The organism is Bradyrhizobium sp. SZCCHNR1002 (assembly GCF_032381435.1).
Classification (GTDB): domain Bacteria; phylum Pseudomonadota; class Alphaproteobacteria; order Rhizobiales; family Xanthobacteraceae; genus Bradyrhizobium; species Bradyrhizobium aeschynomenes.
The window spans coordinates 417,189-433,380 of record NZ_JAUHIS010000006.1 but is presented as its reverse complement, the minus strand read 5'-3'; the positions used below and the strand labels follow the sequence as shown (position 1 = coordinate 433,380).

Sequence of the window (16,192 nt, the reverse complement as noted above, 5' to 3'; positions counted from 1 at the left end):
TTGCATGTTAGTACACAAACGATAGGCTCCCGGCGATCGCGATTGCGTTCTCGTTAACGATATCACAGCGGACGACAGAAGGGCATGACGCCAGCACCGATTCGGCTGACCGTGAACGGACTGACGCATGACGTCGCCGCCGCCCCCGGCACGCCCCTGCTCCACGTGCTGCGCAACGATCTGGCTCTGAATGGCCCGAAATACGGCTGCGGCCTCGGCGAGTGCGGCGCCTGCACCGTCCTGATCGACGGCCGCGCCGCACGCTCCTGCGTGATCCCCATCGAGGGCTGTGGCGGCCGCACCGTCACCACACTGGAAGGGCTCGGCTCGCGCGAAGCGCCTGATCCTGTGCAACAGGCCTTCATCGTCGAGCAGGCTGCGCAATGCGGCTATTGTCTCAATGGCATGATCATGACGACCAAGGCGCTGCTCGCCATCAAGCCCGATCCGTCGCTCGACGACATCAAGCAGGCGCTGCGCTACAATCTCTGCCGCTGCGGCGCCCATGTCGAAATTCTCCGCGCCGCGATGCGCGCCGCCGGACACACGCTCGAGGCGCAGGACTGATGACTGAGCGCGCCACTCCCACGGCCGATGATCCGCGCGGCATGCTGACCGTCGAGCGCCGCGTCGCCGACGGCCCGTTCGAAACCTTCATCAGAATCACCGCGGCCGGCGAGGTCGCTGCGTTCAACGGCCATGTCGATCTCGGCACCGGCATCCGCACCGCCCTGGGACAGATCGTCGCAGAAGAGCTCGACGTCTCCTTCGCCCGTGTCGTCATCGTGCTCGGCGACACCGCCGTCGTGCCGAACCAGGGCGCGACGATTGCCAGCGAGACGATCCAGATCACAGCGGTGCCGCTGCGCAAGGCGGCGGCCCAGGCACGCGCCTTCCTGTTGGAGCGCGCCGCGACGCAGCTCGGACTTGCCGAAAACGAACTGATCATTGAGGACGGGCTGGTCCGTGGTCCCAACAATCGCGTGCTCAGCTATGGCGAGCTGATCGGTGATGACATCGTCCGCCTCGAGCTCGCTGACGATGTCACCGTCAAATCCGTGGACAACTATCAGGTCGTCGGCCGTTCGGTGCCGCGCGTCGACCTGCCGGCGAAGGCAACCGGCGAGCTGACTTATGTGCACGACGTCCGCGTCCCCGGCATGCTGCATGGCCGTGTCGTGCGGCCACCTTATGCCGGCGTCGATGCCGGCCCGTTCATCGGCACCAGTCTGATCGGGGTCGACAAGAATTCCGTGCGGGATATTCCTGGCCTGGTGGACGTCGTCGTGATCGGCGACTTCATCGGCGTCGTCGCCGAGCGCGAGGAGAGCGCGATCCTTGCCGCCGAGCGCCTCGATATCAAATGGAAGCCTGTGCCGACCTTGCGCGATCTCGACGATGTCGAGAACGCGCTGCGCGCCAATCCGTCAGAGCCGCGCCGACTGCTCGACAAGGGCGACGTCGATACCGCCATGGCGCATGCCGCCAAGCCGATGCGGCGGACGTATCTCTGGCCCTATCAGATGCACGGTTCGATCGGGCCGTCCTGCGCGGTCGCCGATTATCGGGATGGGCAGATCCGCGTCTATTCCGGCACGCAGAACCCGCACATCCTGCGTAGCGATCTCGCCAAGCTGATCGACTGCCCCGAGCCTGAGATCGAGCTGATCCGGCTTGAAGCCGCCGGCTGCTACGGCCGCAACTGTGCCGACGACGTCACCGCCGACGCGCTGCTGCTGTCACGCGCAGTCGGCCGTCCGGTACGCGTGCAGCTGACGCGCGAGCAGGAGCATCTGTGGGAGCCGAAGGGCACCGCGCAGCTGATGGACATCAATGGCGGCCTCGATGCTGACGGCTCGGTCGCGGCCTATGAGTTCGCCACGCGCTACCCGTCGAACGGCGCGCCGACCTTGGCGCTGCTGCTCACCGGCCGCATCGCGCCGGAGCCCGCCATATTCGAGATGGGCGACCGCACCGCGATCCCGCCCTACGACTACGATCACATGCGCATCACGGCGCATGACATGCCGCCGCTCGTCCGCGCGTCATGGATCCGCGGCGTCTCGGCGCTGCCGAACACCTTCGCGCACGAATCTTATATCGACGAACTCGCCGCCGAGGCTGAGGTCGATCCGATCGAGTACCGGCTGCGCTACCTCAAGGACGAGCGCGCCCGTGATCTCGTCAATGCGGTCGCCGAGCGCGCCGGCTGGATGCCGCGTCCGGTGCGAGAAGAGAAGACGCCCGAGAATGGCGTCGTGCACGGTCGCGGCTTTGCCTACGCACTTTACGTTCACAGCAAGTTCCCCGGCTATGGCGCGGCCTGGTCGGCGTGGATCGCCGATGTCGCTGTCAATACGACCACCGGCGACGTCAGCGTCACCCGTGTGATCGCCGGCCAGGATTCCGGCCTGATGATCAATCCGGACGGCGTGCGCCATCAGATCGAAGGCAACGTCATCCAGTCCACCAGCCGGGCGCTGATGGAGGAGGTTCCGTTCTCGCGCGGCAAGGTGGCGGCACGGGAATGGGGCGCTTACCCGATCATCACCTTCCCCGACGTGCCGAAGATCGACGTGCTGATGCTGCCGCGGCCGGATCAGCCGCCGCTTGGCGTCGGCGAGTCCGCGTCGGTGCCGAGCGCCGCCGCGATCGCCAACGCGATCTATGACGCCACCGGCGTGCGCTTCCGCGAGCCGCCCTTCACGCCGGAGCGCATTCTCCGAGGCCTGCGCGGCGAACAGCTCGAACCCGCCAAGCCGCAGCCGCTGCCTGCTCCGAACAAGCCTGCGTCCACTTGGCTGAAGCCCTTCGCCAAACGGAGCGGCGTAATCGCCGGCACCGTTGCCGCCTGCGCCGCCGCCATCGGCGTCGCGACGGCCGTGCTGCCGTGGCGCGCCATCGCACCGATCACCCGTCCCGATCCCTCGGTCTATTCCGCAGCGACCCTCGCACGCGGCGAGGCGCTCGCGGCGCTCGGCAATTGTGCCGTCTGCCACACCGCGGATGGCGGCCTGATCAATGCCGGCGGCCGCGCGCTGGAGACGCCGTTCGGCACGATCTTCAGCACCAACATCACGCCCGACGTCGAGACCGGCATCGGCGCCTGGTCCTACCCCGCCTTCGAGCGCGCGATGCGCGAGGGCGTGCATCGCGACGGCCGGCAGCTCTATCCGGCATTTCCCTACACGCATTTCGCGCGCACCAGCGACGCCGATCTGCAGGCGCTGTACGCCTATCTGATGGCGCAGCCGCCGGTGCAACAACGGGCGCCTGAAAATCAGCTACGCTTCCCCTTCAATCTGCGGCCGCTGGTGGCCGGATGGAATGCGCTGTTTCACAGCACTGAAACCTTCAGGCCCGATCCGACCAGATCAGAGCAGTGGAATCGCGGCTTCTATCTCGTCGAAAGCCTCGGCCATTGCAGCGCCTGCCACTCGCCGCGCAACGCGCTCGGCGCCGAGCAGCGCAACGCCTATCTCGCCGGCGGCTTTGCCGATGGCTGGGAGGCGCCGGCGCTGACGTCGCTCTCCACCGCGCCGATCCCGTGGACCGAGGATGAACTCTACACGTATCTCCGTTCGGGACAGTCGCGCTTCCATGGCGTAGCCGCTGGACCGATGGCGCCGATCGTCAAGGATCTCGCGACGCTGCCGGAGGCTGATGTCCGCGCGATGGCGATCTATCTCGCTTCGTTCCAGGAGCCCACGCCCGCGCCGGCAAAGCTGGAAGCTCTGGCCTCAGAGCTGGAAGCACGCACCAAGGTCACTTCGGCCTCGTCTCCGGCAGCGCGGCTCTATCTGGGCGCCTGCGCGGTCTGTCACGAGGTCGGCGGCCTGCCGTTGTTCGGCAGCCGGCCCTCGCTCGCGCTCAACAGCAACCTGCACGGCGCCACGCCGGATAATCTGATCCAGGTGATCCTGCATGGAATCATGAAGCCTGCCTCGTCCGACCTCGGCTACATGCCGGCCTTCAAGGATCATTTGAGCGACGCGCAGCTTGCCGAGCTCGTCTCCTATCTGCGCGGCCAGTTTGCGCCGGACAAGCCGGCTTGGACGGACGTCGACGCTGTCGTCGGCCGTATCCGCTCGGCCCAGCCGCACTGAGGCCAACGATGCTGCCCCTCCGCCCGGCGCCGCGACCACCACCCTGACGCGCATTCGGGCATCGCTTTGCCAGTAATTTCGCCTTGCGGCAGACGCCTTGCCGCTTCTAGAATTCGGGACTACGTTCCGAAAAATGGAACAAACGGTATCATCATGAGCGCCCTGACCAACGCCATCGACATCCTGCGCTGCTTTTCGACCTCGCGGCCCGACCTCTCATTTGCCGACGTGCAAGTCCTCACCGGCAAGCCGAAGAGCTCGACCTCCCGCCTGCTCCGCTCGCTGCGCGATTGCGGCCTGCTCGAGCAGGACCCGCACAGCCGCCGCTATCGGCCGGGCCTGCTGACCTTCGAACTTGGCCGTCTGCACCGCGCCCATGACGACCTGCTCGCCGTTGCCGAGCGCGAGCTGCGCGACGTCTGCGCGCGCACCGGTCACACCGGCTACATCGCGGTGCTCGACGGCTATCAGCAGGTCGTGCTGCGCATCGTCCCCGGCTCCAACCCGTTGCGCGTCGTCAACCCGCCGGGCCAGCGCACGCCGGCGATCGTCACCTCCAACGGCCGCGCGATGCTGGCGCGCCTGTCGGACCAGGAGATTCGCGCGCGCGTGCCGCTCGACTATCCCAAGGTCCCGGCCAACTCGCCGCAGAGCTTCAACGAGCTGATGGCGCGCCTCAACGAGATCCGGCGCACGGGTATCTCGGATGCTGCCGACGAAGCGATCGAAGGCGTCGGCTCGCAGGGCTTTGCGCTGGCGAGCGGCGAGAGCGGCGAACTGATCGGCATCGCCGTGTCGTATTCGGTGCAGGCCACGACCGAGATCGAGCGCGCCAATGTCCGCCGCGAGCTTAACGCAATGGCCTCGAAGCTGCGGCGCATGACCGGCGATCCGCTGGGCCAGACCATCGAGCAATTGACCGGGCTGGCCTCCTGATGCCGACGACCAGCGCGCCGCGCGTCAACAGCCTTGCGCTGTTGATCCTGCCGAGCGCGCTGCTGTTCGCGCTGTTCTTCTTCCTGCCGATCGGGCTGATGGCGGTCATGAGCGTGCTGACGGGAAATCCCGTGGTGATGCCGAATGTCGGCTTCACAACCAAGCACTACGCCCGCATGGGCCACGACAGCTATTATTTCGAGGTGATCTGGACCACGCTCCGCATCGGCCTCTGGACCACGCTGGTCGCGCTCGTGATCGGCTATCCGCTGGCGCATTGGATGGCGCGGATCAAGAGCCGCGCCGGCCATGCGCTGCTCCTGATGGCCGTGCTGGCGCCGATGCTGACGGGCATTGTCGTGCGCACCTTTGCCTGGATGACGCTGTTGTCCGACAAGGGCGTCATCAACCAGATCCTGACCTCGCTCGGGCTGATCACGAAGCCCTTGCAGCTGATGTACAACGAGACCGGGATCGTCATCGGCCTCGTCCACATCTACGTTCCCTTCATGGTGCTGACCCTGACCGGCGTGATCGGCCGGATCGATGAACGGCTGGAGCAGGCGGCGGAAAACCTCGGCGCCAGCCCCTGGCGTGCCTTCATCGAAGTCACCCTGCCGCTCAGCCTGCCCGGCATTCTCGCCGGCTCGCTGCTGGTGTTTGCGCTCGCGATCAGCGCCTATGTCACGCCGATCCTGCTCGGCGGCTTCCAGATCATGACCCTGCCGATCCTGATCTATCAGCAGATCTCGGCAAACTTCAACGTCGGCTTCGCGGCTGCGCTCGGCATGGTTCTGCTCGTGATCTCGCTCTCGCTCGTTATCGCCTATAACCACGTGCTCGGCCTTGTCTCGGGCCAGCGCGAGCTGCAGTGAGGCCGGCGATGACGGGTCTTGCCTCCGCGCAGCAAACACCGCTGGCTCGCCCGATCGAGCTTCCGGCAGCCTCTCCCCTGCGCAGCCAAGCGACGCCGCGGCGATGGGGGCGCCGACTGTACTTGGCAGCGAACATCGCGGTCCTGATCTTCCTGCTGACGCCGATCGCGATCGTGATCGTGTTCGCGCTCAACCCCACGCCCTTCATCCAGTTTCCGCCGGTCGGCGTCTCCTTGCGCTGGTTCGAGAAATTCTTCGCCTCGCGCGACTTCATGCACGCGCTGCTGTTCAGCATCGAAGTCGCGGCCATGACCACGGTCGCGGCCACCGTGCTCGGCGCATCGGCCGCGCTGGCGATCGCCCGCGGCAACCTGCCGGGCTCTCGGCTGATCGTGGCGACAATGCTGTCGCCCCTGATGCTGCCTGCGATCCTCACCGGTCTTGCGCTGTTCCAGTCCTATGTCCTGCTCGATGTGGGCCGGCCAACGTGGGGGCTCGTGGCAGGTCACACGCTGGTGACGATCCCATACGTGGTTCGAACCACGCTCGCGGTGCTGCATAATTTCGACGTGCGGCTCGAGGAGGCCGCGCAGAACCTCGGCGCCAGTCCAACCCGGACCTTCTTCGAAGTGACCTTGCCGCTGGTCAAACCCGGCGTGATGGCGGGCGGAATCTTTGCCTTCATCGTCTCGTTCGACCAATTCCCGGTGTCGCTGTTCCTGGTCGCGCCGGGCGGCGAAACCTTGCCGGTCACGCTGTTCAACTACCTCAAGTTCGATCTCGACGGCACTATCGGCGCCGCCTCGGTCGTCTCCATCCTGCTCGCCTTTATCGTCGTCATCGCGCTCGACCGCACCGTGGGTCTGCGCTCCTACGTCAAACTCTAAGGGAGACCCTGGACATGACCGCATCATCGCGTCGCTTCCCCCTGAGCCGCCGGCGCCTGTTGACATCGGCTGCTGCGCTTGGTGCCGGCGTCATCGCGGCCCCGTACGTCGCGCACGCCGAGGAGCCGGTGCTGAACATCACCGGCTGGGGCGGCAAATGGGGCGACGTCATGAAGGCCGAGATCGGCCCCGCCTTCGAGAGCGAATTCAAGTGCAAGCTTAAGACCGACACCGCGTTTCCGTTCCTGCCAAAGCTGCAGGCGAGTTCGCGCTCGGCGCCGATCTACGATGTGCTGCATACCAATTCAAATGAGCAGTGGGCGGCGGTCGAGATGGGCCTCGTCGAGCCGAAGGTCGATCCCAAGCTGGTGCCGAACATCGCCGACGTCTACCCCTACGCCGTCAGCGACAAGATCGTCGGCGTCTGCATCTTCACCAGCGCCATCGGCCTGGGCATGCGCACCGACAAGGGCTATGCCGGCATCACGTCCTGGAAGGAGCTGTGGGACGCGAAGTACAATGGCGTTCGCGGCGGCTACGTGATCCCGGTCAACAGCCTGGGACAGGCCTTCCTGATGATGTGCGGCACGCTCTACGGCAAGGGGCAGGCCGATCTCGATGCGGCCTATGCGGCGCTCGAGAAGCTGAAGCCGATCAAGCTCGTCGACTTCACCGGCGCGATGGAGAAGCTGTTCCTGTCCGGTGAGGTCGGACTCGGCGTCATCCACGACTCCGGCATCTACCGCTATGACGGACAGAACCAGCCGATCGACTTCATCACGCCGAGCGAGGGCGTCCTGTCGCTCGAGCAGGTGCTTACGATCACGCCCGGCAGCAAGATGAAGGAGCTTTCCAACGCGTATGTGAACTACATGCTGCGCCCCGAGGTGCAGAAGCGCCTGGCCGAAACTGTCTGGTACTCGCCCGCCAACAAGAAGGTGAAGCTCGACGCCAAGTACGATGCCAAGCTGCTGACGACGCCCGAGAAGGTCAGCAAGCTGATCCAGGTCGACTGGAAGTGGTACAATGCGCAGAAGGACGAGATCGACAGCCGGGTGAACCGGATCTTCCGCGCATGAGCGCGGCCATCGAGATCGCCTCGGTCAGCAAGATCTATGACGGCGGCGTGCGCGCCGTCGACACGGTCGCCATGGACATAAGGCCGGGCGAGTTCTTCTCGCTGCTCGGCCCGTCCGGCTGCGGCAAGACCACGACTCTGCGCATGATCGCGGGCTTCGACAGCCCGAGCACCGGCGAGATCCGTCTCGACGGCGCCGACATCACCCATGTGCCCGCGCACAAGCGCAACATGGCGATGGTGTTCCAGAACTACGCGCTGTTTCCGCACCGGACGGTGGCCGAGAACGTCGCCTTCGGACTGCGCATGCGCAAGGTCGACAAGGCGACGATCGCCGCCAAGGTGAAGGCCGCGCTGGCGATGGTCGAATTGTCCGGCATGGAGGATCGCCGGCCGGCGCAGCTCTCCGGCGGCCAGCAGCAGCGCGTTGCGCTGGCGCGCGCCATCGTGATCTCGCCGCGCGTGCTGCTGTGCGACGAACCGCTCGGCGCGCTCGACAAGAAGCTGCGCCAGCAGATGCAGTTCGAACTGAAGCAGTTGCAGAAGAACCTGGGCGTGACGCTGGTGTTCGTCACCCACGACCAGGAAGAGGCGCTGGCGATGTCGGATCGCATCGCGGTGATGAATGCCGGTCGCGTCGAGCAGATCGGCACGCCTGTCGAGATCTACGATCAGCCGCGGACACGTTTCGTTGCCGACTTCATCGGCGACACCAATATCTTTCGCGGCCAGCGCGTGACCATGGACCAGGGCACGGGCATCGCGGTCGGCAACGGGCTCGCGCTGGCGCTGCCACGCCCGGTCACCGCCGCGGATGGCGAAGTTGTCTCGGTCGCCCTGCGGCCCGAAAAGATCACCATCGCGGCAGCCGATCGTTCGGAGACCCGAAGCAGCGGTACGTCGGCGCGCGGCACGGTCGAGAGCACAAACTTTCTCGGCGGTGCCGTGCTCTATCGCATCGTGCTCGACGGCGGCCAGCGCGTGCTGGCGCAGCAGCCGAATTCCGGAGCCGGCCCGCTCCATACGCCGGGTCAGGCCGTCGCGCTCGGCTGGCGGCCGGCCGATCTCGTCATTCTCGAGGATTGATATTTTGAACGTCATGCTTTCATCCCCGTCTCCCGCCCATCTCACGCAACGGCGCATGGGCGTCGTCGTCATCGGACAAAGCCCGCGCCCGACGATGGAGGCCGAGATCGCGGCCGTGCTGTCGCCCGGGATGACGATCGAGTTGCGCGGCGCTCTCGACGGCATGAGCCGCGCCGAAATTGACCAGATCCCGCCGATCGATGGCGCGGATGCGCTGTTCACCTTGCTGCCGAACGGCGACAATGTCCGTCTCAGCAAGAAGGCCGTCGAGACCCGCGCCAACGCGCAGCTCGCAAAGTTTCGCCAGGAGGGCATCGACGTCGTCATGCTCGCCTGCACCGGCGAGTTTCCGAACCTCGCGCCGGAAGGGCTTGTGATCCTGCCTTCTGCCGTCCTGCACAAGATGGTCGAGGCCGTGCTGCCGAAGGGACGGCTCGGCGTGTTCTCGCCGCTGCCGGAGCAGACCGCGCTGATCGCCGGGAAGTGGCAACGTACTGGCGTCGATGTCGTCGGCGTGACGCTGCAGCCAGGCTCGGATGACGCGACCGTCGATGCCGCGGCGCGCGAGATGGCGGCCAGGCAGCCCGATCTCGTCGTGCTCGACTGCATGAGCTACTCCAGCGCCAACAAGGCCCGCGTGCGTCGGCATTATCCGGGTCCCGTGATCCTGTCGATCGCGGCGGCCGCGCGCGTCGTCGAGGAGCTGGTGTCATGAGCGAGATCGAGATGAAGACGATCAGCCTCGATGACATCGAGGCACTGGCAGTCGGCGCCTGGATCCTCGGTACCGGCGGCGGCGGCAGCCCCTATCTCGGCCTGCTCAATCTGCGCCGCCTCTATGCCGAGGGGCATCGCGTGCAGCTGATGTCGCCGCTCGATCTCGGCGACGACGACTGGGTCGCCGTGGTGTCCAATATGGGCGCACCTCTGGTCGGCCAGGAGCGGCTCGCCGACAGCCGCAGCATCGCGCGCGCCGTGCGGATGCAGGAGGAGATCAACGGCATCAAATTTCGCGCCGTGATGTCGGTCGAGATCGGCGGCGGCAACGGCATGCAGGCGCTGATGGCGGCGGCGCATCTGAACATCCCGGTCGTCGACGCCGACTGCATGGGCCGCGCCTTTCCCGAGGCGCAGATGACGTCGGTGGCGATCGGCGACCTCAAGCCCTATCCCTGCACGCTGTACGATCCGCGCGGCATCGAGGCCGTCGTCACCAAGGTGCCCTCGTGGAAGTGGATGGAGCGCGCCAGCCGAAAGATCTGCGTCGAGATGGGCTCGATCGCCTCGACCAGCAAGGCGCCGCGCACGGGGCGCGAGGTCAAGGACTGGGGCATCCATTTCACCACGACCAAGGCGATCGCGATCGGCCGCGCCGTCAACGCCGCCAACAAGAACCACGGGGATCCGATCGCGGCGATCCTCGACTGCGAGGGCGGCCAGCGGCTGTTCTCCGGCAAGATCGTCGACGTCGAGCGCCGCACCACCGAAGGCTTCCTGCGCGGCTCTGCTGTCATCGAGGGCAGCGACGCTGATCGCGGCACGCAGCTCAAGCTGTCGTTCCAGAACGAGTGGATCGTGGCCTGGCGTGGCGATGAGGCGATCGCGATGTCGCCCGACCTGATCTGCGTGCTCGACAGCGTCAACGGCCACGGCATTGGCACCGAGACCGTACGTTACGGCCAGCGGGTGACGGTGATCGCCCTGCCCGCCCCCGCGGTGCTGACCAGCCCGCGCGGCCTCGATTTCGTCGGCCCCCGCGCCTTTGGTTACGACCTCGATTTCCAGTCGCTGTTTGCGACATCTGGAGCCTAGTGAATGAAGCGGATTGGTATTGACGTCGGTGGCACCAACACCGACGCGGTCTTGATTGCCGACGACAAGGTCGTCCACTCCGTCAAGGCCGCCACCACCGCCGACGTCACCTCCGGCATTCTGGCCGCGCTGAAGGCGTTGCGCGCCAATCCCGCGGCGGCCGTGCCGGTCGATGCGGTCGTGATCGGCACCACGCATTTCATCAATGCGGTGGTACAGCGGCGACATCTGCACAAGATCGGCGCCATCAGGATCGGCATGCCCGCCTCCGCCTCGCTGCCGCCGTTCTGCGACTGGCCGGCGGATCTGGCCGAGCTCGTCAGCGGCGAGACGTTCATGCTGGAGGGCGGTCATGACTATGACGGCCGTCCCTTCATGCCGCTCGACACCGACGGTCTGAAGGCCGCCGCGCGCGCGATCAAGGCCAAGGGCCTGCGCTCGGTCGCGGTCGCCTCGTCGTTCTCGCCGCTCGATCCGAGCTGCGAGATCACGGCGCGGGAGATCTTCGCCGAGATCTGCCCCGACGTGGCGGTCACGCTGTCGCATGACCTCGGCCGCATCGGCCTGCTCGAACGCGAGAACGCCGCGCTGCTCAATGCCGCGCTCCATGATCTCGCCGTCACCACCGTCGCCGCCTTCCGCAAGGCGATCGCGGATTCCGGCATCGATGCGCCGCTGTTCCTGACGCAGAACGACGGCACCGTGATGCAGGCGGAGATCGCGACCGCCTTCCCGGTCATGAGCTTCGCCTCCGGCGCCACCAATTCGATGCGCGGCGCCGCGTATCTCTCGGGCCTCGACGACGCCATGGTCGTCGATGTCGGCGGCACCACCAGCGACATCGGCCAGCTGCGCCACGGCTTTCCGCGCGAGGCCAACGCCGTGGTCGAGGTCGGCGGCGTACGCACGCTGTTCCGGATGCCCGACCTGCTCTCGATCGGCCTCGGCGGCGGCAGCCACGTCGACGAGAACCCGGTCCGCGTCGGGCCGGTCAGCGTCGGATACCGGCTGACGTCCGACGCGCTGGTGTTCGGCGGTCAGCAGCTCACCGCAACCGACATCGCCGTCGCAGCCGGGCTGATCGACATCGGCGATCGCGCGCGCGTCGCGCATTTGCCGAAGCGCCTGATCGAGGCCGCGCTCGCCGATGCCCACCGCAAGCTCGAGGGCGACATCGACCGCATGAAGACCGAGGCCGGCGACGTGCCGCTGCTCGCGGTCGGCGGCGGCGCCTTCCTGGTGCCGGAGCGGCTTGCCGGCATTTCCGAAATCGTCCGCGTCGACCATGGCGACTGCGCCAACGCGGTCGGCGCCGCCATCGCCCAGGTCTCCGGCGAGGCCGACCAGGTGTTCCGCGACATGACCCGCGACGAGGCCATCGCGGCCGCCCGCGGCATCGCCGAGGCGCGGGCCGTGCAGGCCGGCGCCGCAGCCGATACGCTCAAGACGGTCGACGTCGAGGACATGCCGATCGCCTACCTCCCCGGCAACGCGCTGCGCGTCCGCGTCCGTGTCGCCGGCGCCATCGCCGAGCCGAACATCGGCGCGGCCGCGTAGCCGCGCCGCCTCACACCAGCTCGGCGATCCTGATCACCCCCGCCTCGGCACCTTCAGCCTTGGCGGCCGCCATCGAGCCGCCGAGATCGATGCCGCGGCAGGCGTCGTCGACGACCACCGCCGCGAAACCGAGCCGGCGCGCGTCGACGGCCGAATAGTGCACGCAGAAATCGGTCGCGAGACCGACGAGAAAAACCCGCTTCAAGCCGCGCTCGCGCAGATATCCGGCAAGTCCGGTCGGCGTGATCTTGTCGTTCTCGAAGAATGCCGAATAGGAATCGATCGCGGAGCGAAAGCCCTTGCGGATGATCATCTGCGCCTTGTCGGTCGCAAGGCCCGGATGAAGCGCCGCGCCCGGCGTGCCCTGGATGCAGTGGTCCGGCCACAAGGTCTGCGGCCCGTAGGGCATCGTGATGCTCTCGAACGGCGCCTTGCCCGGATGGCTGGAGGCGAACGAACTGTGTCCCGCCGGATGCCAGTCCTGCGTCAGCACGACGTGATCGAACAGCCCGCTCAGCCGGTTGATCACGGGGACCACCGCATCGCCATCGGCCACCGCCAGCGCGCCGCCGGGGCAAAAGTCATTCTGCACATCGATGATGAGCAGCAAATCCTCGTTGGCCTTGATCTGCATCCCTGTCTGCACCCGTTTCATCAAACTTCGCCAAAAATTCCGCCAAGGATGGCCTCGGCCCGCGGCGATCTCAAGCCGGACCGCCGAACATTCCGCCAGCAGCCAGCCCCTCCATTCCGGAATCCCTGCCCTGCGGGCCGGGCCTGGAAACGCCGGACGGACTGATGGATTCTCCCCGCTGGAGAGAAGCCGATGCCCGCTGCCGTCACATGCCGCTCTGCCAGCCAGCGCCTCGAGCGCTGGGCGACCGCCACGCTGCTGGAGGCCGGGGCGATCGTCGCGTGCGAGCCGCACGGCTGGATGCTGGATCGCGGCGATCCGCTGGCGAAGGCCGCGGCCCTCCGGATCGCGCGCGACGATCCGCCGCGCGGTGTCAGCCGTTCGGAAGCGGTTGCAGCGATCGAGGAGGTGCTGGGCGCGATCGGCGACACCTGCCCTGAATGTTCTGGCGAAGGCGAAGCGGAAGAATTGCCAAGATTCAGATAAGTGATTCCGCCTCTACCCGAAGATGTCCTAGCCTGCGGCATCGACCGGGAGACGTCGTGATGCCAAAGCATTCCGCCCCATGGCTGCTGCGTAAACCATGCCCGACCTGCGGCCGGGCCCTCGTGGTGCGCGAAGGCAAGGGCGAGCGGCACGAGCTGATCTGTCCGGTCTGCGACGGTCCCGATCCGCTGCATTCGCCGAGGGCGCTCGGCTGGACCAGGGGATCGCTGCGGCCGCCGGAGCGGCCGCAGAAGAATTGACGTCACGAACGCGAAAGCTTGCGCTCGACCTTCTTGCGGCTGTTGCCCACCTTCTTGACCGCCTTCTTCACGGCCGACGCCGAGCGGCCGCTCTTCCTGGCCTCGTAGCCGACTTCGTAGTCCTGACCGCCCGCGACGCGGGCACGATCCTGCTTGCGTCCACGCGCCGATGTCTTCGCCGCGGCCTTCTTCGTCGTCGCCATGATGGTCCTCCTTGTCAGCGCGCAACGCACGAATCGGCCGATCAGTTCCGCCGACGACAGGAGGCCTCATGCCGATCACCCGATGTCGAACTTGACGCCCTGCGCCAGCGGCAGGCTGCGGCCGTAGTTCACCGTATTGGTAGCGCGGCGCATATAGGCCTTCCATGAATCCGATCCCGACTCGCGGCCGCCGCCGGTCTCCTTTTCGCCGCCGAACGCGCCGCCGATCTCGGCGCCCGAGGGGCCGATGTTGACATTGGCGATGCCGCAATCGGAGCCGCGCGAGGACACGAACAATTCGGCCTCGCGCAGATCGTTGGTGAAGATCGACGACGACAACCCCTGCGGCACGGCGTTGTGCAGCTCGATCGCCGCATCGAGGTCGCGATAGGGCATCACGTAGAGGATCGGCGCAAAGGTCTCGCGCTCGACCGGGCCGCTCTGGGTGGCGATCTCGACCAGGGCCGGCCGCACGTAAAAAGCGCCTTCAAAACCGCCGACCGCGACGCGCTCGCCGCCGAACACGCGACCGCCGTGATCCCGCGCCGCGCTCAAGGCGTCCTGCATGGTGTCATAGGCGCCGCGATCGATCAGCGGACCGATCAAGGTGCCCTGCTGCAGCGGATTGCCGATCGCGACCGAGGCATAGGCCTGCTTCAGGCGCGGCACCAGATGCTCATACACATCCGCATGGACGAACAGGCGGCGCAGGCTGGTGCAGCGCTGGCCGGCGGTGCCCATCGCGGCAAAGGCCACGGCGCGCAAGGTGAGATCGAGATCGGCCGAGGGCGCGACGATCGCGGCATTGTTGCCGCCGAGCTCGAGAAGGGCGCGGGCAAAGCGGCCGGCAAGACAGGCGCCGACCACGCGTCCCATCGCGGTCGATCCGGTCGCCGACACCAGCGGCACCCTGACGTCGTCGACCAGCATCTCGCCGACGGCGCGGCCGCCGAGCAGCAGGCCGGTCAGACCATCCGGCGCGTCGCCGCCGTCACGGCGAAAGCGGGCCAGCGCACGCGCCAGCAGCGCGTCCGTTGCCAGCGCCGTCAGCGGCGTCTTCTCCGAGGGCTTCCAGACGACGCTGTTGCCGCACACCAGCGCGATCGCCGCGTTCCAGGCCCACACCGCGACGGGAAAGTTGAAGGCCGAGATGACGCCGGTCACGCCGAGGGGATGCCATGTCTCCATCATGCGGTGCTCGGCGCGCTCGGTGGCGATGGTCAGGCCATAGAGCTGGCGCGACAGGCCGACGGCGAAGTCGCAGATGTCGATCATCTCCTGGACCTCGCCGAGCCCCTCGGAAACGATCTTGCCGGCCTCGATCGAGACCAGCCGGCCGAGCGCCGCCTTGTTGGCGCGCAGCTCCTCGCCGAGCAGCCGTACCAGCTCGCCGCGCTTCGGCGCTGGCAGCAGCCGCCACTGCAGGAACGCGGCATGCGCCCGCGCGATCACGGCCGTCGCGTCCGCCCTGGTGTCGTCATGCACATGCGCCAGCACCTCGCCGGTCACCGGCGAGCGGGCGGCGCGCGTCCCGCCGCGCAGGCGCTCCGGCGCGACACCGAGCGAGGTCAGGATCTCGGTCGTCTGGGCGGTGAGATTGAGAGGATCGGCAGGGCTGGCGGACATATGCAACTCCGGATTTGTCTTTCGCGCCGGTGCGCGTGAGACGATCATGGATGATCCATCGTGAATGCCCCCGTGTAGATCAAATTCCGGCGGGGCGCGAGCATCGGGGCGCTGGGCAATCGGCCACTCGGCGGCGGGATGACAGGGCGGCGGACCGACTCATGACGGACTGGCGCACATCGGCGCGATCCGCGACGCCGACGCGCCCGGGCTGTTGAGATCGACGGACCCTCGCAGAGCACGAGGGCGCAGGGAATGCCGGGCGCTGGCCGCAACCCATGGCCCGCCTGCAGCAAAAAAAGCAGGCGGCAGTCACCACAGGTTCAGCCGAACTCCGGCATTCCCTGCGCGATGGTCTTCACACTTATATCGTGCTCTCCTCGGTGTACGGCTCCTTAGCCACCGTCGCCCTCGGGATCGCCCGAAAGCTTAGCGCCAGCGTCGCGGCGCCAGGACCACACGACTTTGCGTCCGCAAGCTCACCGCTCGTCCGCGCACCAGGTGCGCGACGGCAAGCCCGCGGCCATCGCCTCCCCGCCTCACGTGTCGTGACGATCGCGATACGTCCCTCGTGGCGAAGCAGGATGCGTGCAATAGAGCATACTTTCTGGAAAAGCGAAAGAAGAATCTTTTGTGAGGCAGGAAA

15 protein-coding genes are annotated in these 16,192 nt (G+C 66.8%); 12 read left to right on the top strand and 3 right to left on the bottom strand.

Annotated elements, in window-relative coordinates:
• The first annotated feature begins 84 nt into the window (after window positions 1–84).
• From QX108_RS27005 to QX108_RS26960, 10 genes are all read left to right on the top strand, one after another.
• Window positions 85–567 (top strand): (2Fe-2S)-binding protein, encoded by a 483-nt coding sequence (locus QX108_RS27005; protein ID WP_315785874.1) that lies wholly within the window; start codon window positions 85–87, stop codon window positions 565–567.
• Window positions 567–4,106, top strand: a complete 3,540-nt coding sequence (locus tag QX108_RS27000) for a molybdopterin cofactor-binding domain-containing protein (RefSeq protein WP_315785871.1) — start codon at window positions 567–569, stop codon at window positions 4,104–4,106. The genes QX108_RS27005 and QX108_RS27000 overlap by 1 nt, the downstream gene beginning before the upstream one ends.
• Window positions 4,107–4,259: 153 nt before the next feature.
• Window positions 4,260–5,042 carry an IclR family transcriptional regulator gene (locus QX108_RS26995; protein ID WP_315785869.1) on the top strand — a complete coding sequence of 261 codons (783 nt, stop codon included), beginning with the start codon at window positions 4,260–4,262 and terminating at the stop codon, window positions 5,040–5,042.
• Complete coding sequence (locus QX108_RS26990) at window positions 5,042–5,917, top strand: ABC transporter permease (RefSeq protein ID WP_315785867.1); 876 nt, start codon at window positions 5,042–5,044, stop codon at window positions 5,915–5,917. The genes QX108_RS26995 and QX108_RS26990 overlap by 1 nt, the downstream gene beginning before the upstream one ends.
• An 8-nt stretch (window positions 5,918–5,925) precedes the next feature.
• Entirely contained in the window at window positions 5,926–6,804 is an 879-nt protein-coding gene (locus tag QX108_RS26985; protein WP_315785865.1) for an ABC transporter permease, read from the top strand.
• Window positions 6,805–6,818: 14 nt separating this feature from the next.
• On the top strand, window positions 6,819–7,883 hold the full coding sequence (locus QX108_RS26980) for an extracellular solute-binding protein (protein ID WP_315785863.1): 1,065 nt from the start codon (window positions 6,819–6,821) through the stop codon (window positions 7,881–7,883).
• On the top strand, window positions 7,880–8,968 hold the full coding sequence (locus tag QX108_RS26975; protein ID WP_315785861.1) for an ABC transporter ATP-binding protein: 1,089 nt from the start codon (window positions 7,880–7,882) through the stop codon (window positions 8,966–8,968). The genes QX108_RS26980 and QX108_RS26975 overlap by 4 nt, the downstream gene beginning before the upstream one ends.
• A gap of 55 nt (window positions 8,969–9,023) precedes the next feature.
• Window positions 9,024–9,683: an AroM family protein gene (locus QX108_RS26970; protein WP_315785859.1), complete on the top strand. Its 660-nt coding sequence runs from the start codon at window positions 9,024–9,026 to the stop codon at window positions 9,681–9,683.
• Window positions 9,680–10,780 (top strand): DUF917 domain-containing protein, encoded by a 1,101-nt coding sequence (locus QX108_RS26965; protein WP_315785856.1) that lies wholly within the window; start codon window positions 9,680–9,682, stop codon window positions 10,778–10,780. Before QX108_RS26970 ends, QX108_RS26965 begins: the two co-directional genes overlap by 4 nt.
• A 3-nt stretch (window positions 10,781–10,783) precedes the next feature.
• Entirely contained in the window at window positions 10,784–12,337 is a 1,554-nt protein-coding gene (locus QX108_RS26960) for a hydantoinase/oxoprolinase family protein (protein ID WP_315785853.1), read from the top strand.
• A 10-nt stretch (window positions 12,338–12,347) separates the two neighbouring features.
• Here the strand turns inward: QX108_RS26960 and pncA are convergent, their stop codons facing one another.
• A complete protein-coding gene (gene pncA / locus QX108_RS26955) occupies window positions 12,348–12,971 on the bottom strand; it encodes a bifunctional nicotinamidase/pyrazinamidase (protein ID WP_315785850.1) in 624 nt (207 codons plus the stop codon).
• A 192-nt stretch (window positions 12,972–13,163) separates the two neighbouring features.
• On the opposite strand from pncA, the gene QX108_RS26950 reads away from it, so the two are divergent.
• Window positions 13,164–13,457 carry a hypothetical protein gene (locus QX108_RS26950; RefSeq protein ID WP_315785848.1) on the top strand — a complete coding sequence of 98 codons (294 nt, stop codon included), beginning with the start codon at window positions 13,164–13,166 and terminating at the stop codon, window positions 13,455–13,457.
• A gap of 59 nt (window positions 13,458–13,516) precedes the next feature.
• Complete coding sequence (locus QX108_RS26945) at window positions 13,517–13,717, top strand: zinc finger domain-containing protein (protein ID WP_172110720.1); 201 nt, start codon at window positions 13,517–13,519, stop codon at window positions 13,715–13,717.
• A 2-nt stretch (window positions 13,718–13,719) separates the two neighbouring features.
• On the opposite strand, the gene QX108_RS26940 is transcribed toward QX108_RS26945, so the two are convergent.
• Both QX108_RS26940 and QX108_RS26935 read right to left on the bottom strand, forming a co-directional pair.
• A complete protein-coding gene (locus tag QX108_RS26940) occupies window positions 13,720–13,920 on the bottom strand; it encodes a DUF3606 domain-containing protein (RefSeq protein WP_172110721.1) in 201 nt (66 codons plus the stop codon).
• A gap of 75 nt (window positions 13,921–13,995) precedes the next feature.
• A complete protein-coding gene (locus tag QX108_RS26935) occupies window positions 13,996–15,546 on the bottom strand; it encodes an aldehyde dehydrogenase family protein (RefSeq protein ID WP_315718875.1) in 1,551 nt (516 codons plus the stop codon).
• Window positions 15,547–16,192: the final 646 nt, after the last annotated feature.

Bases quoted from the DNA above. Each gene is read 5' to 3' on its own strand.
- QX108_RS26940 (WP_172110721.1), bottom strand. From the start codon at position 13,920: ATGGCGACGACGAAGAAGGCCGCGGCGAAGACATCGGCGCGTGGACGC.
- QX108_RS27000 (WP_315785871.1), top strand. From the start codon at position 567: ATGACTGAGCGCGCCACTCCCACGGCCGATGATCCGCGCGGCATGCTG.
- QX108_RS26935 (WP_315718875.1), bottom strand. From the start codon at position 15,546: ATGTCCGCCAGCCCTGCCGATCCTCTCAATCTCACCGCCCAGACGACC.
- QX108_RS26960 (WP_315785853.1), top strand. From the start codon at position 10,784: ATGAAGCGGATTGGTATTGACGTCGGTGGCACCAACACCGACGCGGTC.
- QX108_RS26970 (WP_315785859.1), top strand. From the start codon at position 9,024: ATGGGCGTCGTCGTCATCGGACAAAGCCCGCGCCCGACGATGGAGGCC.
- QX108_RS26980 (WP_315785863.1), top strand. From the start codon at position 6,819: ATGACCGCATCATCGCGTCGCTTCCCCCTGAGCCGCCGGCGCCTGTTG.
- pncA (WP_315785850.1), bottom strand. From the start codon at position 12,971: ATGCAGATCAAGGCCAACGAGGATTTGCTGCTCATCATCGATGTGCAG.
- QX108_RS27005 (WP_315785874.1), top strand. From the start codon at position 85: ATGACGCCAGCACCGATTCGGCTGACCGTGAACGGACTGACGCATGAC.
- QX108_RS26985 (WP_315785865.1), top strand. From the start codon at position 5,926: ATGACGGGTCTTGCCTCCGCGCAGCAAACACCGCTGGCTCGCCCGATC.
- QX108_RS26990 (WP_315785867.1), top strand. From the start codon at position 5,042: ATGCCGACGACCAGCGCGCCGCGCGTCAACAGCCTTGCGCTGTTGATC.
- QX108_RS26945 (WP_172110720.1), top strand. From the start codon at position 13,517: ATGCCAAAGCATTCCGCCCCATGGCTGCTGCGTAAACCATGCCCGACC.
- QX108_RS26995 (WP_315785869.1), top strand. From the start codon at position 4,260: ATGAGCGCCCTGACCAACGCCATCGACATCCTGCGCTGCTTTTCGACC.
- QX108_RS26950 (WP_315785848.1), top strand. From the start codon at position 13,164: ATGCCCGCTGCCGTCACATGCCGCTCTGCCAGCCAGCGCCTCGAGCGC.
- QX108_RS26965 (WP_315785856.1), top strand. From the start codon at position 9,680: ATGAGCGAGATCGAGATGAAGACGATCAGCCTCGATGACATCGAGGCA.
- QX108_RS26975 (WP_315785861.1), top strand. From the start codon at position 7,880: ATGAGCGCGGCCATCGAGATCGCCTCGGTCAGCAAGATCTATGACGGC.